The organism is Borreliella kurtenbachii, from assembly GCF_030437945.2.
Lineage (GTDB): Bacteria > Spirochaetota > Spirochaetia > Borreliales > Borreliaceae > Borreliella > Borreliella carolinensis.
The window spans coordinates 740,343-764,324 of the sequence record NZ_CP124058.1 but is presented as its reverse complement, the minus strand read 5'-3'; the positions used below and the strand labels follow the sequence as shown (position 1 = coordinate 764,324).

The following is a 23,982-nucleotide window of genomic DNA, read 5'->3' as shown; positions in this document are numbered from 1 at the left end:
AATTTAATTCTTCATGCTAATTGGTTGCCCTGTGCTTGAAAGAACGTCTCTCCAAAAAGAACCATTTGGATTAACCTTATTTCTGTCAATTACTGCCATCTTAATCGGTATGTGCACAAATTTCGTACTCCACAAACTAATCAACATTTTTGTTTTACCAGACATTGCAGCATGCACAGCATTCGACCCAAGCCTAGCACAATAAAGCGAATCACTAGCATTAGCAGGTGAACTTCTAATAATATAGCTAGGATCAATGTATTTAAGAGTAAATTGTATGTTTTTTGATTTAAAATATTCTGTAATTTTATCTTTAATATAAAGCCCAATATCCTCATAAAGCAAATTCCCAGAATCGTCTTTCTTTTTAGGAAAATGGGCAAAATATTTTTGACCTGCTCCTTCTGCTATCAATATTACTGCATGAGGAATCTCTTCTAAGCTTTCTTTTTCTAAAAGTCGTCTTTCAAGATGAACAAGAAATCCATTAGGACCTTCTATATCAAAATCAAGCTCCGGAATTAAACAAAAATTAACATCATTAGAAGAAAGCGCAGTATGAGCGGCAATAAAACCAGAATCTCGTCCCATAACCTTAACAAGTCCAATACCATTATAAGCACTATTAGCTTCAAAATGAGCGCCAGCAACAGCTGCAACAGCTTGTTCTACAGCGGTCTCAAATCCAAAAGATTTTTGAACAAACATAAAATCATTGTCTACAGTTTTAGGAATGCCTACAACTGCTATTTTTAAATTTCTTTTTTCTATCTCTTCGGCAATAAGAAGAGATCCCTTTTGAGTACCATCCCCACCAATGTTAAAAATCATATTAATGTTCATTCTCTCTAAAGTATCAACTATTTCCACGGGTTTAATACCACCCCTTGAAGAGCCAAGAATAGTGCCTCCAAATTTATTAATATCATCAACAACATCTGGATTAAGATTAATAAAAGGTGAATTTGACTCAGGAAGAAGCCCTTGATATCCAAATTTTACTCCATAAATATTTCGAACTCCATAAATTTTCCATAAAGTCCGCACAATAGAACGAATAACATCATTAAAGCCGGGACAAAGCCCACCACAAGTAGTAATAGCAGCTTTAACATGCCTGGGCACAAAATAAATTTTTTCTCTAGGTCCGGCTTTTTCTAAAAGAACATCTTCATACCTATCTCCCTCATCTTCATTCCTATATACACTAAACTTGATTTTATTTTTTTCATTAACAAAATGTGAAGAACCCTCACTAGCATAAAAATCAATCAAAGGATTGTTTTGCTTGCATTCTCCTAAACTATCTATTTTAAAATCCAAATTTTCATTTTTAATTCTATACACCAAATACTCCTTTATAGAATTATAACTTAATTATTTTCTAATAAATCGACTTTGATCTTTAATCATATCGTATATGTCATCGTAAATATAAGGAGACCCTTCAATAGGAGATTTAATTAAATTGCCAGCTATGAATTCAAAATATTTATTCAATTTTGAACTTTTCTCAAAATCAATAAATGGCACTCTATTATTAATAGCCTCTCTAAAACTTTTTGCAAAAGGTACAAAGCCTATAAACTCTATTGGTATATTAATATTGTTCTTAACAACATTAATCAAATTTTCACACATAGCAATCTCTTCGCTAGTTTCTATTCTATTTAACACCACTCTAGGATAAAAATTATTCATCATCCTCTTAACTTTCAAAGAAGAACTCAAAGAAATAAGCTCAATCCCAACAACCAAATCTTTAAATCCAAGGTTTGTCCCTTCAATCTTATCTTTAAAAAAATTACCAATATAATCTCTTTCAGGACTTTTTTGCGGAAATCCTAAATATAAAAGACGATAAAGGGCATTCTTTAAAAAAGAATAAGCATTAAGTATGGAAGGAGTTTCCGGGATTGTAACAATTACACCGCTATAAGATGCCAAATAGAAATCTATTGTATTATAAGAAGTTCCAGATCCTAAATCTAAAAAAATAAAATCGGCAATAAGATCTTTTTGAATGGATTCTATAATCTTTTTCTTAATAGAAAAAGGAAGATTGGCTGTTCCTGTATAAAGAGCATCACCTGGAATAAGGTAAAGTTTATCATAAGATGTTTTGCATACTAAATCTGAAAAACTTTTATTCTTTTTATTAATAAAAGAACCAATGCCCACACCCTTATTTTTAACTCCCAAACACGTATGTAGATTAGAGCCACCAAGATCAAGGTCAACAAGTATTACGGTTTTACCCAAACTAGAAAGCTTATAACCAACATTTGCAACAAAAGATGTTTTTCCAACACCACCTTTGCCACTTGCTACAGGAATAATTTTAGTCATTCTTAAACCCTAATTATCCTTATGATCTTTTTTAAAAATTTTCATAAAATTAAAAATCCCTAAAAATCTCGATTTCTTCTCAGCATCTTTATTTAAATTTTCATCCTCTTTAGAGCCTGAGATTAAATCTTTAATTAAATCTTTATTGTTTGTAAAATTTTCAATACTATCTGGCTTTCCACAAATTACAATTTTATCATCTTTTAAAAAAAAATAATCGCCATCAACAAATTCATACCTAGAATTACTTAAATTTCTAACAGCAATAACTGTAATCCCACATTCTCTTCTCAAATCGGCTTCAAAAAGAGTTTTGCCAACATATTCTTTAGGGATAACAGTTTCAGCAACAATAATATCATACCCAATAATATTATAAGTTGAAAGATTTGGAGATACTAATAATGGAGTTAATCTTCTTGCAGCATCTTTACTTGGAAATATAATTTTTGTTGCACCAAGAGTTTTTAATATTTCAGCATCATCCCTATTTTCTGTCTTAACACATATTTCTTTCAAACCTAAAAGATTGCAATAGTGAGTAACAAGGGCACTTTTGCCAAGATCATCATCAAAGTCAATAACAACAGCGTCTGTATCTACTGGAATTATTTTTTTTAAAGCATTTTTAGTAAATTGCTCAACAACAAAGCTTTCTGTAGATATCACGTCATATTCTTCAATAAGCTCTTTAGATGTATCTATAATAATAATTTGACAATCAAGCCTGCTTAAATCTTCAAGCAAGTGAATTCCTAAATTACTAAGTCCAATAATAACAAATGTTTTCATATGCTTCAACCAACCAAAATATCTTGCCTTGGCCTTGTAAATTCTTCAAAACGTGATTTTCTTGAAACAAAAACAGCCATTGAAAAAAGCCCTATTCGTCCTGCAAACATAGTAAAAATTATAATGACTTTCCCCAAAAATGACAAATCCTGAGTTACTCCAACTGAAAGACCAACCGTTCCAAAAGCAGAAAATACTTCATAACCCAAATCAATAACTTTCCATTTGCCAGATCCTCCCTCAAAAAAAAGCAACATAAAAAAGGAAAAACTTAAAATAAAAATAGCTCTTGCAAAAAATAAAAGTGCAAATCTTATGCTATCTATTGAAACTTTGTAAGACCCAATAATATATCCATTGCCATTTTGATTTTTAACAACAGCTAATACAATTAAAAAAAATGTTGTGATCTTAATTCCTCCTGCAGTTGATCCGGGCGCACCACCAATAAACATGAATGGTAGAGAAATTATTTGGGTTCTTCCACTTATTAAAGAATTATCAAGATAATTAAAACCAGCTGTTCTAGTACTAATCGAATAAAAAATTGAATTAAATATTAGAGTACTCATTGAATAACCAGCTTTTAATTTATGCATCTCTGTAAAAAAAAATAAAATTGCGCCAATTACAATTAAAAAAAAACTTAAAGAAAAAACTATTTTGGCGTGAAGCGATAGTTTTTTTTTGTTCTTAATAGTATTCTTTACATCTCTATAAACCATAAACCCAAGACCACCACAAATTATTAAAATAGAAACCACAACTATAGCTTCAGGAACATCTCGCCATGCATAAATACTCTCAGAGTGCATGGAAAAACCTGCATTACAAAAAGCAGATATTGTCGTAAATAAAGCCTCTAAGAATGAAATATTAACTCCCCTAAGTTTAAAAAAAATAAGTATTAATATTAAACCGATCATTTCAATTGAAAAAGTTATAAATAATATGCTTTTTAAAATTCTAATAGGATTATATTCTATATTTGAAAGGGAATACTGTTTTATTATTCTTGCATCTGTTAAATTCATTTTCTTCTTAGGTATAAGCAAATAAAAAGTAGTAATACTTATAAATCCAAGTCCCCCAAGCTGGATTAGCAACATTATCAAAATAAATCCAAAAGTAGAAAAACCTTCCATTTTAACCGTTATAAGGCCTGTAATGCTTACAGCAGAAACAGCAGTAAAAAGAGCATCAATGTATGCCAATTTACCATCCCCTTGCCAGGAAATAGGCAACATCAACAAAAGAGAGCCTATAAACATAATTAAAACAAAATAACTAAAAAGTAAAAACCTGTCGCTAAATTCAAATTTCAACATATAATACAAAAAGTTGTTTAAATTATTAAAAATCTATCATAGCATAATATTTTAACATTGAAATATTATCATAATTACATTATTTTTAATATATGTTTGAAATAGAATCAAAAGCATTTATTCCTCCAAAAGAGTTAAAAAGAATTATTAAGCTAGCAAATAAAAAATTTAAATTTATTAAAGAAGAAATAAAAACTGATATCTATTACTCAAACCAAAAAAAAATTATAAGAATAAGAAAATTAAATACTCTAGAAAAAATTGTTACATTTAAAAAAAAAATATTAGATAATAACAATGCTATAGAAATTAATAAAGAGATAGAATTCAAAATAGATAGTATTAACAATTTTTTAATCCTTATAAAAGAGCTTAAATTTAAAAAGCTATACAAAAAGATAAAAAAAAGTTTAATTTATCAAACTAATAATTTAAATGTAGAGATAAACGAAATAAAAAATCTTGGATTTTTTTTAGAAATAGAAAAAATAATTAACAATCAAAATGATATAGACTTGGCAAAAAAAGAAATTGATAGCATAATCGATCAATTTGGATTAAAAGAAAACCTTGAAATTAGACCTTACTCTGAATTACTCTCATTGGCAAACCAAAGTAAAAAATAATTCATTGGAATTAGAACTTAAAGTAGAGATTACAATCCCTTGATTGCCATAAATTCCAATCTGAGGACTATGAACATCACTTTTAAAATTCTCCAACTTATTTAAAAAGTACCAATTTTTATTCTTAAAATAAATTAATCTTACATTATTATTGTTTTCAAAAGCTAAAAACAAATTATTTTTATAAAGCCCAATATCAGTACTTGAACCCTCCATTTCAACATTAGGGCTTATATTAATCCATCTACTACTTTTCAAAGGACAAATGTTTACAATAGGCCTATTTTCAGAAACAAAACTCATAATTATTTGATTAAAATTAGAATCAAAAAAGCCTTTAATAAAATTAGCCATATAAACAGAAGGAAGATTTGCATTTACCCAAGTATTCTCGTTGTTTATAATAAACTCAGATTTAATCTCATTATTTGACCTATAATTATAAAAAATGCCCAAAAAAGGTTCAGATATTAGCCCAATGCTTGATGAATTAACATTAGAATCACCTTTGCTTAAATAAGCATGTATTACATCAGTCCAAATGCTTCCGTAGCCCATATTTGAGATTAAATTTATTTTATACTCCACCCCAATTTCTCTTAAATATGCCAAATACAGCCTATCTTTTAAATCAATGCTAATATTTAATAAAGATCCAAAATTTTCTATGTGGCCAGGACTAATATCAATCCATTTTCTACTATTAAATTTTTTAACTATAAGCTCACTGGCAAAATCAGGCCCCGATTTTGTAACAAAAGCAATATATAAATTTCCTTTCGAATTAATTGAAAAATCAAAATTAACTATATTGGTAATATTTCCATTAACAGATGAATCAAGATTAAACCAACCAACATCCTCAATAAATTCAGCAACTTTAATGTCATCGCTATTTTCTAACTGATAGGCAATATAAATATTGCTTTTATAAATCCTTAATACATACTTTTTAAGCTTAGCGGTTAAATTTAAAACAGGCAAATCTTTTAAAGTAAAAAATAAATCTTCTTTTTCAATCTTAGATGTTTTAGCTTTCAGGAAATCGCCACTTAAAATTGAAAAATCTAAATCTGTAAGCGAAAACTTTATGCTTTCATTTTTAGTGCCAACATATATTATTGCATAAAGAGAATTTTTATCTAATCTTATTTTAAAATCCCTTCTTTTTACTTTATCAGTTATATATTTTTTATTAGAAATATCATAAATTTTAAAAACAAAATCAGAATTTGAACTCTTATCTAGGGTTAAAATATAATCAGAAGATTTGCTGACTTTTAAATAAACACTTCCTTTCCCATTTTTATTTAAAACACTTAAGGGACTAATTTCTGTTAATATTTGATTTACTTGAGCTTGAATAAAAGAAAGTTTTGTAAATAAAAATAACAAAATTAATGTCTTATTTATTTTCATATTTTTTTACATTCAAAAATATTAATACATATTCTAAAAATGATAAAATTGCAAAAAAAGCAGCACAAACATATGTCATTTGAACAACGAATAAAAATTTAAATTCAAAAGTTAAAATGTAGCTAATAAAATTTTGAACAGGTTCTGTAAAGTTGAGTTGATTTAAAGTATAAAATAAAAGGCTTGCAAAAGTACAAACAGCATAAAAAAGTGACTTTAATTTTCCCAAAAATTTTGCTTGTTGAACTACATTAAACTGAATAATCAAATTTCTAACAAACCCAATAGAAATTTCACGATAAATAAATATTACAAAAAAATAATAAGGGGTAATGCCTTTGTAAAAGAAAAAAACAAAATATGTTAAATGTTGCAAAACATCCGCATAAGGATCTAAAATTTTACCTACATTGCTAACAAGATCATATTTTCTTGCAATATACCCATCAATAAAATCAGTAAATTCATTAAAAATGATTAAAAACCAAATAATTCCAAAAAACAAATACGAAAAAAATATATTTTCCAAAAAAAATAAAATTAATATGATAAAGGAAAGTATAATCCTCGCTAATGTTATTTTATTAGGGGTAATAACCTTGATTAAATTATTCAATTTATCAAATCTCCTTATCTCTTATTTTAAATAAGATAAAGTTAAGAGCTTCATCAAGTTTGATTCCATTTATTTGCTCATTTGTTCTTGTTCTAATAGATATCCTATCTTCTGCTGCCTCTCTCTCACCAATTATAAACATATAAGGTATTTTTTTGGCCTGATATTCTCTAATTTTAGCATTCATTCTTGAGGAGCTATTATCAAGTTTTATTCTAATCCCCTCATTTTTAAATTTATTAAAAACCCTAATAGCATAATCTTCTACAATATTGTTAACAGGAATGATTACTACTTGAACAGGAGATAACCATAAAGGAAACGCTCCACCATAGTGTTCTATAAGAATTCCAAAAAATCTTTCAATAGACCCCAGCAAAGCTCGATGAATCATAAATGGTCTTTTTTCTTTACCATCCTCAGCAGTATAAGTCATATTAAACCTCTCGGGGAGATTAAAATCAAATTGAATTGTACTCATCTGCCACTCTCTCTCAAGCGAATCAACTATCTTAAGATCAATTTTGGGCCCATAAAAAGCACCTCCGCCCTTATCAATTTCATAAGGAACTTTAAAGTCGCTTAAAGTCTCTTCAAGAACTTTTAAAGACATTTCCCAATCAGCATCATTTCCAACAGACTTGTCAGGCTTTGTAGAAAGATACGCCTTTAGGTTGCTAAAGCCAAATTTATTCCACATATAAATAGCAAACCTAAGAACCTCTTTAATCTCATCTAAAACTTGAGAATGAGTGCATATAATATGAGCATCATCCTGAGTAAACCCTCTGGCTCTCATCATACCATGCAAAGCGCCTATCTTTTCATAACGATATACAGTGCCAAGTTCAGCCCATCTAAATGGCAAATCCCTATAAGAATGCTTACCTGTATTGTAAATTGCAATATGAAAAGGACAATTCATGGGCTTAAGATAATAATCACTTTTATCCATTTCTATTTTTTCAAACATGCTATCCTTATAAAAGTCTAAATGACCAGAGGTTTGCCAAAGCCAAGATTTACCAACATGAGGAGTAAAAAGAATATCATATCCATTTTTAGAGTGCTCTTCTCTCCAAAAATCTTCTATTAAAGCTCTTATTTTAGCACCATTGGGATGAAAAAAAACAAGCCCTGGACCAATCTCTTCATGAATAGAAAATAAATCAAGCTCTTTTCCAAGCTTTCTATGATCTCTTTTTTTTATTTCCTCTCTCAAATTAAGATAAGATCTTAGCTCTTTTTCATTATTCCACAAAGTTCCATAAATTCTGGTAAGCATTGGATTTTTTTCACTGCCCCGCCAATAAGCTCCAGCAATACTAGTAAGTTTAAATGCCTTTGGATCAATTTTATTCATATTCTCAACATGAGGTCCCCTGCAAAGATCAATAAAATTGTGACTCTTGTAAATAGAAACTTCATTTTGTAAATCAAAATTTTTAATCAAATCAATCTTATAAGGTTCATCTTTAAAAATTTCAAAAGCCTGTTCTACACTTATTATCTCTTTTTCAAAAGAACTCCCAGTCTTTAAAATTTCTCTCATTCTATTTTCTATATCTAAAAGAGAATCTTCTGTAATTTGCTTTTTAAATTCAAAATCATAATAAAAACCATCTTTAATAGGGGGCCCTATTGCAATCTTAGTATTTGGAAACAAATCGCAAACAGCCTCTGCCATAACATGAGCTATTGAGTGTCTTTTTTTATAAAGAATATCTTCTTTGTCTAAATCTTTGCTCACAACAATACCCTTAAACTTTCGATTTTTATTAAAAAATTAAAATTCACATTCATCACTCTTACGTAAAAATACGCACCTTAAATATTTATAATTACTAAATTAAAATATACAAAAAAATTTTCTAAAAAAATAGAGACAAAAAAACAAAAACCTGAAAATAAATTCTCAATCCATAGCAACTATTGATTCAATATTAAAATAAAAAGACATTGCTAAAAAAAATGTAATAGTAGAAGAACCCCCATAAGAGAGAAAAGGGAATGGAATCCCAGTAATAGGAAGAACCCCTAAAGACATTCCAACATTAAAAGAGGTATGAAAAAATAAAAGTCCAAAAATTCCAGATATTACTAAGGCCATATACCTATCTTGACTTTTATTCATTATTATCAAAAATTTTAAAAAAAGAAAAAAAAATAATATTAAAATAGTACTAACACCCAAAAACCCAAACTCTTCAGCAAGAATAGAAAAAATAAAATCTGTGCTTTGAGATGGCACATAATTAGCATGGGTATAAGGCCCCTTTAAAAATCCTTTTCCAAAAAGACCGCCAGAACCAATTGCTATTTTAACCTGATTCAAATTCCACCCAGCACCCTTAGCATCAATAGCCGGATCTAAGAATACCAAAAACCGTTTAATCTGATAAGTCTTCATTAACTTTGAAAGGATCTTTGAAAGCACTATTGAAACCAATAAAATAGAACTTGCAAAAAATACATAAAAATAAATTATTTTAATACTCAAACCATATTTAGAAATAAAAAATCCTAAAACAGAAATCAAAAGTATTAAAAGCAGCACTCCCATTATTACTCTAAAATAAAAAGGATTTGAGAAAATAAGATAAAATACATTACCCATATTTACCTTATATTCATACCAAACTGGCAAAATTGCAAAAACAAAAGAAAAAAACCCTATCAACGCAAATGCTAAAACATAATGCAAATCTATTCCTGCAAAAAAAGAAATAAATATAAAAATGGTTAAATATACTATTGCTGTCCCAAAATCAGGTTGCAACAATATAAGAATCACCGATGGAAAAATTAATAAAAATGCAGCAATAAAGGTAAAAAATTCATTATAACCCTTTTTTTCAGTATAAAATTTTGAAAGGGTTAAAATAATAATAACTTTACCAAATTCAGAAGGCTGTCCTCCAAGTTTCCATATACCAATCCAAGACTTTGCTCCGTTTACAGTTATTCCAAAAAATGCAGTAAAAATTAAAGCCAATATTAATAAAAAATACAAAGGATATACCATGCTATACACAAATTTTAAATCATATTTACCCACTATAAAAATTAAAAAAAATCCAATAACTACCCAAAAGGTTTGTTTTATATATTCATTCTTAGTTAAAGATCCATTAATATTATAATCGCTAGAATAAATCAACAATATGCCAACAAACGAAACTATAAGTAAGCTTATCAAAGCTAAATAATCATAATTTTTTCTAAAAACCATTAATCTACCTAATATACCATGGCCTATAACCCTTAAGAATATCTTCATAACTTTGATTTGCAAAAATGCCTTGCATTATTAAATCTGTAGATTTTGCAGGCCACCAATCCACATTACTTTTTGCCTCAACCAAACTAAAAACAATAATTTGATTATCAGATGAACCGTTATAAGGGGCAAGTCCAATAAAAGAACTATTTTCAAAACCATCTATACCAGTTTGACCAGTACCTGTTTTTCCCCCAACCTTAACAGCTTTTGTAAGAACTGCATATCTTGCTGTACCATAAGTTACAACACTTCTCATATATTTTTTCAGAAGTTTAAATGTGTTTTTACTAATAAGATTTGTCTTTCTTAATATTTCTGGTTTATTCTCAAGAATAACTTCATTAGTACCACCCTTTAAAATTTTATTTACAATTCTGGGTTTATATACAACACCTTCATTTGCAATCATAGCAACCATATTAACAATCTGCATAGGAGTAGCATTTAAAAATCCTTGACCTATTGAAAAATTTACAGTATCTCCTCCTACCCAAGGCTGATTAAAAGTTTTTTCTTTCCACTCAGGACTAGGAAGAAGGCCAGCTACTTCATTTGGCAAATCAATTCCTGTTTTTTCTCCAAAACCAAATTCTTTTGCATATTTTCTAATTCTATCAACCCCAAGATACTTAAGCCCAAGTGTATAAAAATACACATTAGAAGAATGTGCAATCGCCTCTTCTAAATTAACATACCCATGCCCACCAGGCTTCCAACAATGAAAAATTCTATTTCCAACTTTAAAATGTCCAGGACAATAAATCTTACGATCTTTATCTATAACTCTCTCCTCAAGAATGGCAGCAGCAACAACTAATTTAAAAATAGACGCAGGCGGATAAACGGATTGAATTGCTTTATTTAAAAAAGAGTAATCTTCCTTATTATCTTTGTTGTAAACATCTCTCATAGAATAATAAGGATAATTATGAAGAGCAAGAACAGACCCTGTTGATGGTTTTAATACTACAATAGAACCATACCTTTTGCCTAAAGCATTCTTAGCAAGATCTTGAATATTTTTATTAATATTAAGCACAACATCATTACCTGGCACCATATTTCTTATAATAGAACCATCGTCTATTCTTCTCTCTTTAGAGTCTACTTTGTATTTTATTAATCCCTCTTGCCCTCTAATGTAATTATCATAAACTTGCTCAATGCCTAACTTTCCTATCGTAGAAGTATTATCATATCCACTAACATTATAAAACGTTCTAAGTTCTCTTTGATTTATCTGCCCAACATAACCGATTGAATGAGAATATGAGTCGTCAACTAAATAGTTGCGCTTAAAAGAATAGGTCCATAAAAGAGCTGGATAATAAAACTTTTTTTCAGAAATTTTAAATAACATCTTTGGGGTAAGTTCAATTATTTCAACATCTTTAAGATACCCACCAGGTTCTTGAAGCTTAGATAAAATAATTGATTTATCAATATCTAGAGTGCTTGATAAAAAATCTATCATCTCAATTCTAGTAGCAACAGGCATATTATAATACTGTTGTAAACTTATCTTTAAAATAAACATGGTTAAATTATTTGCCAAAATATTGGAATTAGAATCTAAAATCTCACCCCTTGAAGCATTGATTTTTTCCAATCTCGATAAAAAAACATTGGCTTCTCTGTCGTAAAATAAATGCTTGCCAATTTGCATTTGAAATAAAATTGCCAAATAAAGCAGCATAATTACTATTAAAAAAAATATGCCGAACTTATATCTAAAATTTGTTATAACACCCACTAATAATCCTCTTTAAAAGAATAAAAATTTCTAGTAAAATAATTTTGAATTGGATATAAAAAGTTAATAGACATTATATTTACAACAAGATCAAGGTTAAAAATTGAATAATTAAAAGATTTTAAATCTATAAAATCATAAAACACAATAGCTAAAAACCATAATATAACTTTTGAAAGAATAAAAAATATTGTCATGCTAAGCATATTTTTAGGCATGAATAACTTTATTTTATTGTTAAAATAAAATATTATTGTATACCCAAAAACAAAAAACCCAAGTGGCAACCCTGTAAAATAATCCATAAGAAGCCCATATAAAATACTAGATAATAATCCCACATTAAAAATAAAATTTAAAGAATTAAAAACTAGAAAAATTAAAAAAATATCTATTGAAAAATAAAAATAAGTTGCAAAATAGTGTTGAAAAATTTTACCTAAAAATGCGCTAGAAATAAAATATGTAAAAAATGCTGCCATTATTCACCAATCTCTTTGTTATTTTTAACAAGAAAAACATACTCAAGCTTATCTAAAGCTATAGCTGGCTCTACTTCTATTTTTAAAAGAGAATTGTAATCAAGAATATGAAAATTTGTAATCTTTCCAATATAAATACCAACTGGATATTCACTAAATCCAGCAGTAACAATGGAATCTCCTATTTTTAAATCTTTTTCAGCAAGTCTATTAACATAATTCATTTCAAGTTTTTTACCATAACCATTACCTTCTATAAGACCTATAAACCTACTACTTTGAATCCTTGCAGACACAAAATTTTCATAATTAGTTAAAGGCAAAATTTTAGCAGTATTAGAATAGACCTTTACAACTTTGCCTACAAGACCACTAAATCCATCTTGATATGCAACTGCTATCATATCCTTTTCTATCCCATCATTGAATCCTTTATTAATAGCCATTAAAGTCGATATGTTTGAATAGTTTAGATATATAATCTCTGCTGAAATAAAATCACTAGATCTTGACGAATAAAAATTTAATTGCTCTTTAAGACGAACATTCTCTTGCCTTAGTGACTGTATATTCTGAGTTACTATTTCAAGCTGTTGTATTCTTTTTTTATAAAATTCTATCTTGTCCTTGTAATTTTTGTATTCATTTACAGTTTTAAAAACATTGGAAATAAAACTAAAAATCCCATGCATTCTGCTTTGAATATAAGAATTAAGAGTAAAAAACAAAAAATTATCAGATCTTCTTTTTTGAATGCTGCTTGAATCATAAATCATAAAAACAAGAGAAACTATCAATACTAAAAGTACTTTGATAAAATTCTTGAATTTGACAAGAAAATTCATAACTTATTCATTGATAAAACTGTAAATATTCTTGCTAATATCTATTCTATTGGCATAATCATAAAATAAACCGGCACCAACAGCTACAGAGAGAAGTGGATTATCTGCAACATAAACAGGAACTCCGGTCTCTTTTGAAAGAAGCCTATTTAAACCCTTAAGAAGAGCACCTCCGCCTGTCAAAATGATGCCACGCTCAACAATGTCTGTAGCAAGCTCTGGAGGCGTTGCACCAAGAGTGCGCTTAACTTCATCCACAACAACATTTATAGGCTCTTGTAAAGACTCTCTTACTTCCATAGAGTCAACAAGTTGCTTTCTAGGAAGACCAGTTACAGCATCTGTACCCTTAATATCTATTTTTTCTACTTTTAAATTTTGAATATCAGGATATACATTTCCTATCTTAATTTTCAATTTTTCTGCTGTCTGTTGACCAATTATAATATTATGAGAATTTCTCATATACTTTATTATGCTCTCATCAAATTCGTCACCACCGGTTCTAATTGCTCTACTTACAACCATGCCGCCAAGAGAAATAACAGATATTTCTGTAGTTCCACCTCCAATATCACATACCATGTGACCTGTAGGTTCAAAAATAGGAATATCAGATCCAATAGCAGCTGCAAGGGATTCTTCTATTACTTTAACTTCTCTTGCACCAGCATTCATTGCGCTCTCTTTTACAGCCCTTCTTTCAACCTCTGTAATACAAGTGGGAACGCCTATTACCATTCTTGGCTTAAAAAACAATTTTTTACGAGAAAAAATTTGATTAATAAAATATTTGATCATCTTCTCTGTATTCTCAATGTCAGCAATAACCCCATCTCTAAGTGGACGCACAGCTTTGATATTTTCTGGAGTTTTCCAAAGCATCTTTTTAGCATTTCTGCCAACCGCAACGACTTTATTACCTTTGGTAACATCTATTGCAACAACAGAAGGCTCACTCATAACCACACCATAATCTTTAATATAAACCAATGTATTACATGTTCCAAGATCAATGCCAATATCTATCAAAAAAGACTTAAACAAATTCAAATCAACCTCCCTAAAAGTCTTCCAAAGTAATTCCAAGTCTCTCTCTTGCTGCTTCTAAATAAGGATTAAGATTGAGAGCTTCTCTCCAGTATTTTCTAGCTTTAGGATAATCTTTATCTTTCTTCCTATATATATCTCCTATTTTAACATAAACGCTAGAATTTGAACTATTAATTTCTAGAACTTTATTATAGTAATTAAAAGCATTATCATAATCGCCTTTATCTAATAAAATGTCTCCATAAAGCAAATATACCTTTTGAATTAAATTTTCATCCGTTTTCTCACCCTTTGACAATTTTCTTTTTTCTTCTTCTATTATTTTTTTTATATACTCAATGCTTTTGTTTATATCATTCAGTTTATAATTAACATACGCCAAACTCCAAAGCACTAAATCTGATTTATTTTCATTAAAAGCTTTTTCAAAAAACTTTAAACTGGACTTATAATCTCTTAAAAGCTGATAAGAATATCCCAAATATTCAAAAATATCTTCTTTAATGTTCATGAAATCAAAATTATCAGCGCTTAAAGCCTTCTTTAAAAATTTTACAGCAAGCTCACTATAAAACTCTCCTTTATGAGAATATGCCTTTCCTAATATGTAATACAAAGGACTTATAGAGACTCCATCATTTATAGAAATTAAAAATCTCAATCTTTCTATGGATTTATCTAAAAATTCTCCCTTTAAATATCCTTCATTTACTATTAAAGAATAATAAAAATATGAAAATCCCAAAAGTAAATTTAAATTAAAATCAAATCTATGATTTTTAATATCATTCTCAGCATAATCTATTATCTCTTTATATTCTTTTTTATCCCACAATAAAAGCAAATCAACTTCTGTTGGCCCTGCTTTTAAATAAGAACTAGAAAAAGATTTAAAATATGATAAAATATAATAAATTAAAAAAATGAAAATGAAAATCATAAATGAGTAAAAAATATATCTTAAATATCTTATTTCCATTTAAAACTCTCTTTTAGGCTAATGAAATTAAGCTGACACCCATAAGCCGAGTTCTGTACTATGCCATCATCTCTCTTGTTTTTTTATCGCTAAAAAAATCGTGCGATCTACCCGTAAGCATGTCCTCAAGAACAAAGGCTACTTACATACTTGATCTTGCTCCTAATGAGGTTTATCTTGCCTGTATTTATTGCTAAATAAGCGGTGAGCTCTTACCTCACCTTTTCACCCTTACCTTTTAAGGCGGTAATTTTCTGCGACACTTTCTTAGGTTTAAAACCCCTAGGCATTACCTAGCATTATGTTCTTATTGGAGCTCGGACTTTCCTCTTAAGCTTTAATTAATAAAGCTAAGCGATGGCTGACTGCCAGCTTAAATAAAAAGTATCAAATTAATAAATTTTATTCAACAAGATCTGCTAAACTACCAGGAATTATTTCATCACTTATTTGAATTTTATCCTGATAATAAAGTATTCTACTACAATAAGGACAAAATTTAATATCGTTGGGCTCACGTCTAACTTTATTTGCAAATTCAACAGGAAGTATCATATGACAACCTTTGCAAACATTGTTCACCAAAGGCACAACTCCATTTGATTTATTTCTTATTATTCTTTGAAATTTAAATAAAAAATCTTCATTCATTTTAGAAGCACAATTTAACTCTTCACTCTCTATTTCTAAAAGTTTTTTTTCAATTTCCAGAAGCTCTTGCTCAAAACTACTGCTTTCAACTCTAAAACATTCTTCTTCTTTGCTGTGCTTCTCGTTGACATCTAATATTTCCTTTTCTATTTTGGTTTTAAGCCCATTAACATGTGTCATCTTTTTTCTAATCGTAACTTCATCGTCAATAATAACTTGAAGTTCTTTTTCAAGAGCTTCATACTCTCTTTGCGTTTTAATGCTATCAATTTTTTCTTCAGCCTTACTCTTTCTTAAATTAATATCTTGAATATCTAACTTTAAAGCAGAATCTTCTTTTTGATACTCCTTAAACTTTTGTTGCAAATCAACAAGAACTCTCGATAATTCTTCAATTTGATTTTTTTTCGCCTCCAAATACTTGGGAATACTTTTTCGCCTTTCTTCAAGCTCAAACTTAGACTTATATATAACTTCAAGTTTTTTTAATGTATCAATATTATTTTCCATCAATCCTCCTGTTCAATTTAAATCTTCAAGATAATCTTTTAACTTTTGAGTTTTTTTGGGATTTTTAAGCCGCCTTAATGCTTTAGATTCAATTTGTCTAATTCTTTCTCTTGTAACATTAAAATGAAGTCCAACCTCTTCAAGAGTTAAAGAATAGCCATCTTCAAGCCCAAATCTCATTTTCACAACTTCTTGTTCTCTTTCAGGAAGAGTTCCAAGAATTGCTCTTATTTGATCTTGCAAAACTACAAAAGATGTGTGATTTGCGGGATTTTTTATTGCCTTATCCTCAATAAAATCGCTAAGAACAGAATCCTCCTCTTCTCCAATTGGTGTTTCAAGAGAAACAGGCTCTCTTGAAACACTCTTTACGGTTTTTACCTTTTTAAGCTCCCATCCAAGTCTATCTGAAAGCTCTTCGTCTGTGGGATCTTTGCCTAAAACTTGGATTAAATACCTAGTTTCTCTATTAAGCCTATTTATCTGTTCAATCATATGCACAGGAACCCTGATTGTACGAGCTTGATCAGAAATAGACCTTGTTATAGCTTGTCTAATCCACCAAGTAGCATAAGTTGAGAACTTAAAGCCTCTCTTATATTCAAACTTTTCAACAGCTTTAATCAATCCAATATTGCCTTCTTGAACAAGATCAAAAAAATGAAGACCTCTGTTTGCATATTTTTTAGCAATGCTTACAACAAGCCTTAAATTAGCCTTAATTAGCTGATCTTTAGCGTGCTGCATCATTTGCTTGCCTTTAGCAATCTCTTCTGACATGCTTATTATTTTATCCGTTGGATATTCATAATACATCTCAATTCTCTCAAGTTCTTTTTGAGCAAGCTGAGCCTCTGTAATCTGCTCTTTAATAGCATCTTCTTTAAGTTTGAGAGATTTTTCTATCTCTATTTTTTTTTCAACAATAGTTAAATCTCTTCCAAGCACCCTCAAATCTCTTATTTTTTCAATTTTCAATCTACTTAGAATTATTCTTTGCTGTCTTTGCAAATCCTTTATTTTATTAGCAGAGTCAATATAATCATCTGAAAAAATCCTTAATTCCTCTTGATACAAAGGAATGTCCCTTAAAAGCTCTTTTAGGGCTAATCTTTCTTTTTTTAAATTCTTTTCAAAAATATCCCCCCCAAGATCATACACCCTATGCTTATTATCTACATAACTTATTAAACGATCTTGAATTGGCTTTAAAGGAATTTTGTAAAAAGAGGCAATTCTTTTTTTTTTATTATAATAATCAGGACTATTCTCTTTATCCTTATCTTTTTCTCTTTTAAAAAATTCTTCCCTTTCCATTCTTGAGTAAATAGTATTCACAAGATTATAATAATTTTCTATAACAAGTCCTTCATTCTTAAGAATATTCTCAATGATGCTCTCTCCAGAATCCATTTGTTTTGCAAGTTCAACTTCTTGATTTCCTGTTAATAAAAACTCTTTTCCTATTTCCTTTAAATAAAGCTTGATTGGATCTTCTGAGTGGCTATCTTTTAAGACATTGTTTTTAATATACCCTGAACCTAAATCATCCTTGACAGAAATATCTTCTTCATCACAATCATCCAGCTTATCATCAATATCAATATCTTCCTCATCACTTTGAAAACCATCATCTAAAATCATAAAATTTCTATCAGATTCAATTTCAACCTCTTCCTCTTCATCATTTCCATCTTCGCTAACAACCAGATCTAATTCCGAAATTTTATTAACTAATCTTATGCCCCTATCTTCAAGTACAGAGCAAATACAGTCAAGAATCTCTGGTTCTAATATGTCATCGGGAAGTAAATTTGATAATTCACTAAAACTAAGAGATTTTCTATCTCCCAAATGAGCAATAATACCCTCTATCAGCTTCGAATATTTCTTTTCCAAATCCGACAAAACCTAACTCCCTGGAACATCATCTATGTAGATTTTTAAATTCTTTCTCTGCATATTTAAAAACATTAACTCATTTATTTGAATCTTAGCATTTACCAAAGAGTCCCCATCATATCTTTTTTTGCAAAGCAAAACACGAGAATCTATTTTTCTTCTCTTGATTGCAAGCAAAATATGAATGAGCATCTCATCATCTACTTCAAACTCAGAATTTAAAATTTCTTCAAAAAAAAATTCACTAACTTTATAGGTATCCTTTAAATCTTTTTTTAAATCCATTAACGAAAAATCTTTATTATTTTCAAATAAATTTTCAAAGCACATAAAAATTTTTCTGGCATCAATATTAATTAAATCACTATCAATAATATTGCGCCTTACTGTGCTAAAATAACTAAAATTTTTCAACAAAGCTACTATTAGATACCTCTCATAAGAATCATCATTATGAGCATACAAATTTCTTTTATTATTGTCAACTACAAATCTTTCTTTTATTCTATAATAATCTTTTAATAAAGTTGTCACACCAATACCAAGCTTATTGCTTAGCTTGTCTAAAAAAATTTTTTTCTGAGTATCTACTTTTGATAAATTTATCAAATTTAAAAATAAATTAATCATGGCATTTAAATCTACAGTTTTATTTAAATCATATTTATTAGAATAAACATCTAAGAGATATTCAAAAGCATCACATCTATTATTTAAAATTTTTTGCAAAGAGTGTGCACCCTCACTTTTAAAAACATCTGCGGGATCAAGACCAAAATCCATTCTAACAACACTAACATTGATATTAAATGGCAAACAAATTTGATAAGCTTTTAAAGTTGCAGAAAGTCCAGCATCATCCCCATCAAAAGATAATATTACCTCATCAGCATATCTTTGAATCAAAGCTAGATGTTCTTTTGAAAAAGCAGTGCCAAGAGTAGATACAGCTCTCTTAATCCCAGATGTAAAAAAAGCAAGAACATCTATATATCCTTCTACCAATATAACTGATTTTGTAGATTTAATCTCCTCAAAACCCTCATAAAATCCATAAAGAAGCTCCTTTTTTTTAAAAACTTCAGTTTCACTTAAATTAATATACTTAGAACTTTTCCCATCTAAATCTCGACCCCCAAAACCAACAACATTTCCTTTAAAATCTTTAATTGGAAAAATTAATCTTTGAGATAGAATAGAAGCTTTGGGATTCGTTTTTGAAAACAAACCACTTTTTCTAAGTATTTCAGAAGAGTATCCTTTTGAAACCAAAAAATCATGAAGCTCTAACCCATTTTTAATGTTAAATGGCAAATATCCAAGTTCAAATAAATCAACGATTTCCTTAGATATTGCTCTACTATTTAAAACATAATCTAAAGCTTTTTTGTTTTTATTCAAAAAAAATTTAATGGTATTAATTAACCTAGAATTCAAAGAGTAAATTTTTGAAACTACGTCTTTATTTTCATTTTTATTTTCACTTTCTCTACTTATTTTTAAATCATTATAATGAATACCGAATTTTTCACATAAAATCTTAAGAGCATCATTGTAATTGATTTTTTCCATATCCATTAAAAATCCAATAACATCCCCGCCCTTTTTGCATCCAAAACAATAAAAATATCCTTGCAAAGGATTTACAAAAAAAGAGGGGGTTTTCTCAGCATGAAAAGGGCAAAGACCTTTATAAGTAGATCCCGATTTAACAAGCTTAATATACTGCTCCACAATAGTTACAATATCAAATTTGCTTTTAATTGAGGCTGCCGTTTGTAAATACTTCATAACTCTCAATCCTTAGTAATAAAATTTTTAATATAATCTTTTGCCCCTAAAAGATGTGAGGAATAATCTGATGAAAATTGATGCGTGCCCAACCTAGAGTCTTTTACCACAAAAAATAAATATTGCGTATTTTTTGGGAAAAAAGCTGCTTGCAGCGAAATAATGCCGGCATTTGAAATTGGAGCGGGAGGATATCCTTTATTAATATATGTGTTATAAGGAGAATCTATCTCTAAATCTGAAAAATAAATTCTCTTAGGGTGGCTTCGTCCTAGCTCCTCTGTAATAATATATTCAATAGTGGCACAGGATTGTAATGCCATACCAGATTTTATTCTATTATAAAAAACCGAAGACATTATTGGGGCTTCGCTTTTAACCCTATACTCGCGTTCAACAATAGATGCTATTATTACCCTATTGTAAAGCTCCTTACTTGAATAATCACTAAAAACAACACCTATAGATTTAAGCTTGCTTAAAAAATTATCAACAAACATACGAACTACATTCTTTATTTCTATACCCTTATAAAATTTATAAGTATCTGGAAATAAAAATCCTTCAAGAGAATCGTAATCAAATCCAAACTCATAAATAAATGATTTATTATTGATTAAAAAAATAAAATCTTGAACATTATCAATGACAGAAAATTCTTTAAGCTTTAAAGCGATTCTTCTGCTAGTATACCCTTCAGGTATTGTAACATCAATGTTTACATTAGAAGATCCCTTTAAGAACTCTTTATATATTTCAAACGTAGAAAGATCACCATTAATTAAATATCTTCCCTCTTTAAATTGTTTATCACTACCTAAAATATACGAAATAAAAACAAGAAGCAGTTCGGATTTAATTAACTTTTGCTTTTTTAATTCTTTAGCTATTTTCTTGACTCCCCAACCTTTCTCAATATTAAATTCATAAACTAAGCCATTTGCTAAAGAAGATAAATTTAAGAAATATATAAAAATTGACAAAATAGATCCTAAAAAGAAGAAAAGAATAAATACTTTCCCAATTTTAATAAGCACAAGAATCTCCTAGCTAAAGCAAAAGTTTTTATTAATTACACTTTAGCTATCAATTAAAATTTTTAATTGATAGCTAACATCATATTTTATAACCAATAATAACTTTTCTAAATAGACAAAAATACAAGCACCAAAATGAAACGAAATCACACATTTAAAAGATCACAATCAAAACTATAAAAAGGCAATCACTTATAATCCCACTAAATTGGGGAGGGTGGGATTCGAACCCACGTAGGCAAAGCCAACAGATTTACAGTCTGCCCCGGTTAACCACTTCGGTACCGCCCCCTAAAAGCCGACTGTCGGAGTCGAACCGACGACCTGCGGTTTACAAGACCGCTGCTCTGGCCAGCTGAGCTAAGTCGGCAAATATAAACTAATAGTTAGTTTATAAAAATAAAATTCATTAGTCAATAGAATATTGATAAATAATTAATACAATAATCCTATTAATCTACTTGTTACCAGAAAGAAAAATTTTAAAAACAAGAGCACAAAAAAAAATCACAAAACTAAACATTAAAATTAAGTAGTAATTAATTTTTTTATTTCTCAATAAATAAAAAAATATCAACCTAGTAGATTCAAGGCCAAAAGAGATAGAGCTTAAAATAATGGTAAGATCAAGATAAAATTTCTGAAAATTGTAAACAAAAATATTGTAAGAACCAGCCAAAAACACAAATAAACTTAATAAAGAATTTAAAAACAATACAATAACCAAAATTCTAATAAAATTTGAAAAACGTCTTAGATTTTTTACTTTAAAAACTTTCATAAAATTTATAAATTTTTTATTATAAAAAGTGCCTGATTTATGATTTCTAAAAGATTACCAATAACATCCGCCAATGTAATTGTTTTATTTTCATTTACCATTGATTTGTAAGAAACCGTTAAAGATTTTCGAATAAAAACATTCTGATTTTCCAACAAAGCCAAACATCTCTTTTTAAGTTCAATAAAATAATCCACAAATCTATTTGAAACCTTATCAATAGAAGTCGATTCATTTAAGCACCACTTCAAAATCCTTTCCCTATAAGGGTCATCAATTTTGTTCTCTCTTTTATACCTTTCAAATTCCTCATTTTTATAATCAATCTCAAAGTAAATATTATAAATTTCTTTTTTCAAAGCAGTAATATTATTTTCAATGTCAACATATGTATTTCTCAAATCATGATTATTAATTAATACGACATTATTTATAGTTCTTAAAACTTCCATCATTCTAATATCATATATGTTTTTAAAAAAATCATTAAGAAAATATAACTTTTTAAAACTATACCGACCATTTAATTCATTAAAAATCTCACCCTTTAAATTTAAAACTACCCCAGGATCTCTAACGAGACTTTTTATTTCTTTAATCACAAGAACTTTTAAAGAGCTTTCATGCTTTTTAATAGCCTGGCCCATAACATTTAAAAATAAAATGTTCTCATAAAAATTTTTTACATCAAAAAAGGGTACATATTTTTTAGGAGATGCAGCAGGGTTTTTGCAATATACTTTAAAAACATCTAAATAAGGTAAAGTTCTTGACAAGCCAACAATTTTAGATACAATCGATAAAACATTTTTCAATACGTATTCTACTCGAGATATATGATCTTCTCTTGAAATTATCTCTGAATTACTAATATCATCAGATATTGAAAAATAATTCGATATAATGCTTTTAATGATATCCTCATCTATCTCAATATCTTTTAATGTATACAAAATGTCAAAAAAAGAATTCAAATACTTACTAACACTTGAAAAGCTAGTTCCAAATCCAACCTCAAGGTCAACAATGCTAATATTTTCAGTATTATCTAAAAGATCTACATTGAAAAATGAAAAAAAAGATTTATAAGGAAAAAACGCCAAACTATTAAAAACATAATAAAACTCAAACATATCAAAGACAATTTTGTAAGTATTAGATGAAATAGAATTAATATACTCATTTATCTTAATCTTAAGAGATTCTTCTAAATCGTTTTGAGTTTTTTCTTTTTTCAAAAAAAGCTCATATTCGCCCTCATCTAAGAAATCTTCCAAATTTTTTTTAGAATTAAGAACTTTGCTTTGAATGATTTCTAAAATAGTTTGCTCAACAATAATGCCACCTTTTTCTAATTTCTTAAAAAATTCTTTCAATTCCATTGAATATCGGTAAACACTAAAAAACATTTCTACAAAACCAATATGCAAACATTCTCTCTTAAAATCTATTACTGGATTTTTACACATTTCATTAACTTGATTTTCCAGGTTTTTTATAACATAAGCTTTATAAATATCTTCTTTACTTTTATCTTTCTGAAAAAAATTTAAAATAGTTAACCACATTCTAATAAGAAATGATTCTTCCATTAAACGCCCCGAAAGAAATTTTTCAAGCTGAGAATCAACATAGGGCTCATTGCTGCCATTGGGTAAAACAAAATCGGAAGAATTCAAACCTAAGCTTTTTTTTATATCATTCATCAACCTATTTTTAGTCTCTTTTGAAAGTTGACCTATAGCATTGTATACACTATTGTTATTACCACTCATAAAACCCCAA

Annotated in this window: 20 protein-coding genes, 2 tRNA genes and 1 other RNA gene; 1 reads left to right on the top strand and 22 read right to left on the bottom strand. The window is 28.6% G+C overall.

Annotated features, from left to right (window positions below; genetic code table 11):
• Positions 1-3: 3 nt before the first annotated feature.
• From QIA22_RS04230 to QIA22_RS04215, 4 genes are read right to left on the bottom strand one after another with little or no spacing between them, the layout of a single operon-like run.
• Positions 4-1,347, bottom strand: a complete 1,344-nt coding sequence (locus QIA22_RS04230) for an ATP-dependent 6-phosphofructokinase (RefSeq protein WP_301611998.1) — start codon at positions 1,345-1,347, stop codon at positions 4-6.
• Positions 1,348-1,377: 30 nt separating this feature from the next.
• Complete coding sequence (locus QIA22_RS04225) at positions 1,378-2,349, bottom strand: MinD/ParA family protein (protein ID WP_014023934.1); 972 nt, start codon at positions 2,347-2,349, stop codon at positions 1,378-1,380.
• Positions 2,350-2,358: 9 nt separating this feature from the next.
• Positions 2,359-3,141 carry a potassium channel family protein gene (locus tag QIA22_RS04220; RefSeq protein ID WP_014023933.1) on the bottom strand — a complete coding sequence of 261 codons (783 nt, stop codon included), beginning with the start codon at positions 3,139-3,141 and terminating at the stop codon, positions 2,359-2,361.
• 5 nt (positions 3,142-3,146) lie between these two features.
• A complete protein-coding gene (locus tag QIA22_RS04215; protein ID WP_014023932.1) occupies positions 3,147-4,469 on the bottom strand; it encodes a TrkH family potassium uptake protein in 1,323 nt (440 codons plus the stop codon).
• Positions 4,470-4,561: 92 nt separating this feature from the next.
• Here QIA22_RS04215 and cyaB point away from each other — a divergent pair, with 92 nt between their 5' ends.
• Positions 4,562-5,095, top strand: a complete 534-nt coding sequence (cyaB, locus tag QIA22_RS04210; protein ID WP_301611996.1) for a class IV adenylate cyclase — start codon at positions 4,562-4,564, stop codon at positions 5,093-5,095.
• Here cyaB and QIA22_RS04205 read toward each other — a convergent pair.
• The 18 genes from QIA22_RS04205 to QIA22_RS04120 form a co-directional block, all read right to left on the bottom strand.
• Complete coding sequence (locus QIA22_RS04205; protein ID WP_301611994.1) at positions 5,069-6,514, bottom strand: hypothetical protein; 1,446 nt, start codon at positions 6,512-6,514, stop codon at positions 5,069-5,071. The genes cyaB and QIA22_RS04205 overlap by 27 nt on opposite strands.
• Complete coding sequence (pgsA, locus tag QIA22_RS04200) at positions 6,501-7,130, bottom strand: CDP-diacylglycerol--glycerol-3-phosphate 3-phosphatidyltransferase (protein ID WP_301611992.1); 630 nt, start codon at positions 7,128-7,130, stop codon at positions 6,501-6,503. The genes QIA22_RS04205 and pgsA overlap by 14 nt, the downstream gene beginning before the upstream one ends.
• Positions 7,131-7,134: 4 nt before the next feature.
• A complete protein-coding gene (gene thrS, locus QIA22_RS04195) occupies positions 7,135-8,880 on the bottom strand; it encodes a threonine--tRNA ligase (RefSeq protein WP_301611990.1) in 1,746 nt (581 codons plus the stop codon).
• 165 nt (positions 8,881-9,045) lie between these two features.
• Positions 9,046-10,362 carry a rod shape-determining protein RodA gene (gene rodA / locus QIA22_RS04190; RefSeq protein WP_301612211.1) on the bottom strand — a complete coding sequence of 439 codons (1,317 nt, stop codon included), beginning with the start codon at positions 10,360-10,362 and terminating at the stop codon, positions 9,046-9,048.
• A 4-nt stretch (positions 10,363-10,366) separates the two neighbouring features.
• The gene (gene mrdA / locus QIA22_RS04185) at positions 10,367-12,166 is read right to left on the bottom strand and encodes a penicillin-binding protein 2 (RefSeq protein WP_301611988.1); all 1,800 of its coding nucleotides are present in this window, start codon (positions 12,164-12,166) and stop codon (positions 10,367-10,369) included.
• Complete coding sequence (gene mreD, locus QIA22_RS04180) at positions 12,166-12,648, bottom strand: rod shape-determining protein MreD (RefSeq protein ID WP_071983626.1); 483 nt, start codon at positions 12,646-12,648, stop codon at positions 12,166-12,168. Before mreD ends, mrdA begins: the two co-directional genes overlap by 1 nt.
• Positions 12,648-13,493: a rod shape-determining protein MreC gene (gene mreC / locus QIA22_RS04175; protein ID WP_301611985.1), complete on the bottom strand. Its 846-nt coding sequence runs from the start codon at positions 13,491-13,493 to the stop codon at positions 12,648-12,650. The genes mreD and mreC overlap by 1 nt, the downstream gene beginning before the upstream one ends.
• A gap of 3 nt (positions 13,494-13,496) precedes the next feature.
• Positions 13,497-14,546 (bottom strand): rod shape-determining protein, encoded by a 1,050-nt coding sequence (locus QIA22_RS04170; RefSeq protein WP_301611984.1) that lies wholly within the window; start codon positions 14,544-14,546, stop codon positions 13,497-13,499.
• A 10-nt stretch (positions 14,547-14,556) separates the two neighbouring features.
• On the bottom strand, positions 14,557-15,525 hold the full coding sequence (locus tag QIA22_RS04165) for a tetratricopeptide repeat protein (RefSeq protein WP_301611983.1): 969 nt from the start codon (positions 15,523-15,525) through the stop codon (positions 14,557-14,559).
• A gap of 24 nt (positions 15,526-15,549) precedes the next feature.
• An RNA gene (gene rnpB, locus QIA22_RS04160) (RNase P RNA component class A) lies at positions 15,550-15,901 on the bottom strand.
• A gap of 26 nt (positions 15,902-15,927) precedes the next feature.
• Positions 15,928-16,686 carry a zinc ribbon domain-containing protein gene (locus QIA22_RS04155; RefSeq protein WP_301611982.1) on the bottom strand — a complete coding sequence of 253 codons (759 nt, stop codon included), beginning with the start codon at positions 16,684-16,686 and terminating at the stop codon, positions 15,928-15,930.
• A 12-nt stretch (positions 16,687-16,698) separates the two neighbouring features.
• Complete coding sequence (gene rpoD, locus QIA22_RS04150; RefSeq protein ID WP_301611980.1) at positions 16,699-18,594, bottom strand: RNA polymerase sigma factor RpoD; 1,896 nt, start codon at positions 18,592-18,594, stop codon at positions 16,699-16,701.
• A gap of 3 nt (positions 18,595-18,597) precedes the next feature.
• Positions 18,598-20,379, bottom strand: coding sequence for a DNA primase (gene dnaG / locus QIA22_RS04145; RefSeq protein ID WP_301611978.1), 1,782 nt, complete (start codon positions 20,377-20,379; stop codon positions 18,598-18,600).
• Between the two features lie 5 nt (positions 20,380-20,384).
• Positions 20,385-21,416, bottom strand: coding sequence for an endolytic transglycosylase MltG (mltG, locus tag QIA22_RS04140; protein ID WP_301611976.1), 1,032 nt, complete (start codon positions 21,414-21,416; stop codon positions 20,385-20,387).
• A 209-nt stretch (positions 21,417-21,625) separates the two neighbouring features.
• Positions 21,626-21,707, bottom strand: a tRNA-Tyr gene (locus QIA22_RS04135).
• Between the two features lie 5 nt (positions 21,708-21,712).
• Positions 21,713-21,786: transfer RNA gene (locus QIA22_RS04130), tRNA-Thr, on the bottom strand.
• Positions 21,787-21,873: 87 nt separating this feature from the next.
• Positions 21,874-22,197 (bottom strand): hypothetical protein, encoded by a 324-nt coding sequence (locus tag QIA22_RS04125; protein ID WP_301611974.1) that lies wholly within the window; start codon positions 22,195-22,197, stop codon positions 21,874-21,876.
• 5 nt (positions 22,198-22,202) lie between these two features.
• Entirely contained in the window at positions 22,203-23,972 is a 1,770-nt protein-coding gene (locus tag QIA22_RS04120) for a hypothetical protein (protein ID WP_301611972.1), read from the bottom strand.
• Positions 23,973-23,982: the final 10 nt, after the last annotated feature.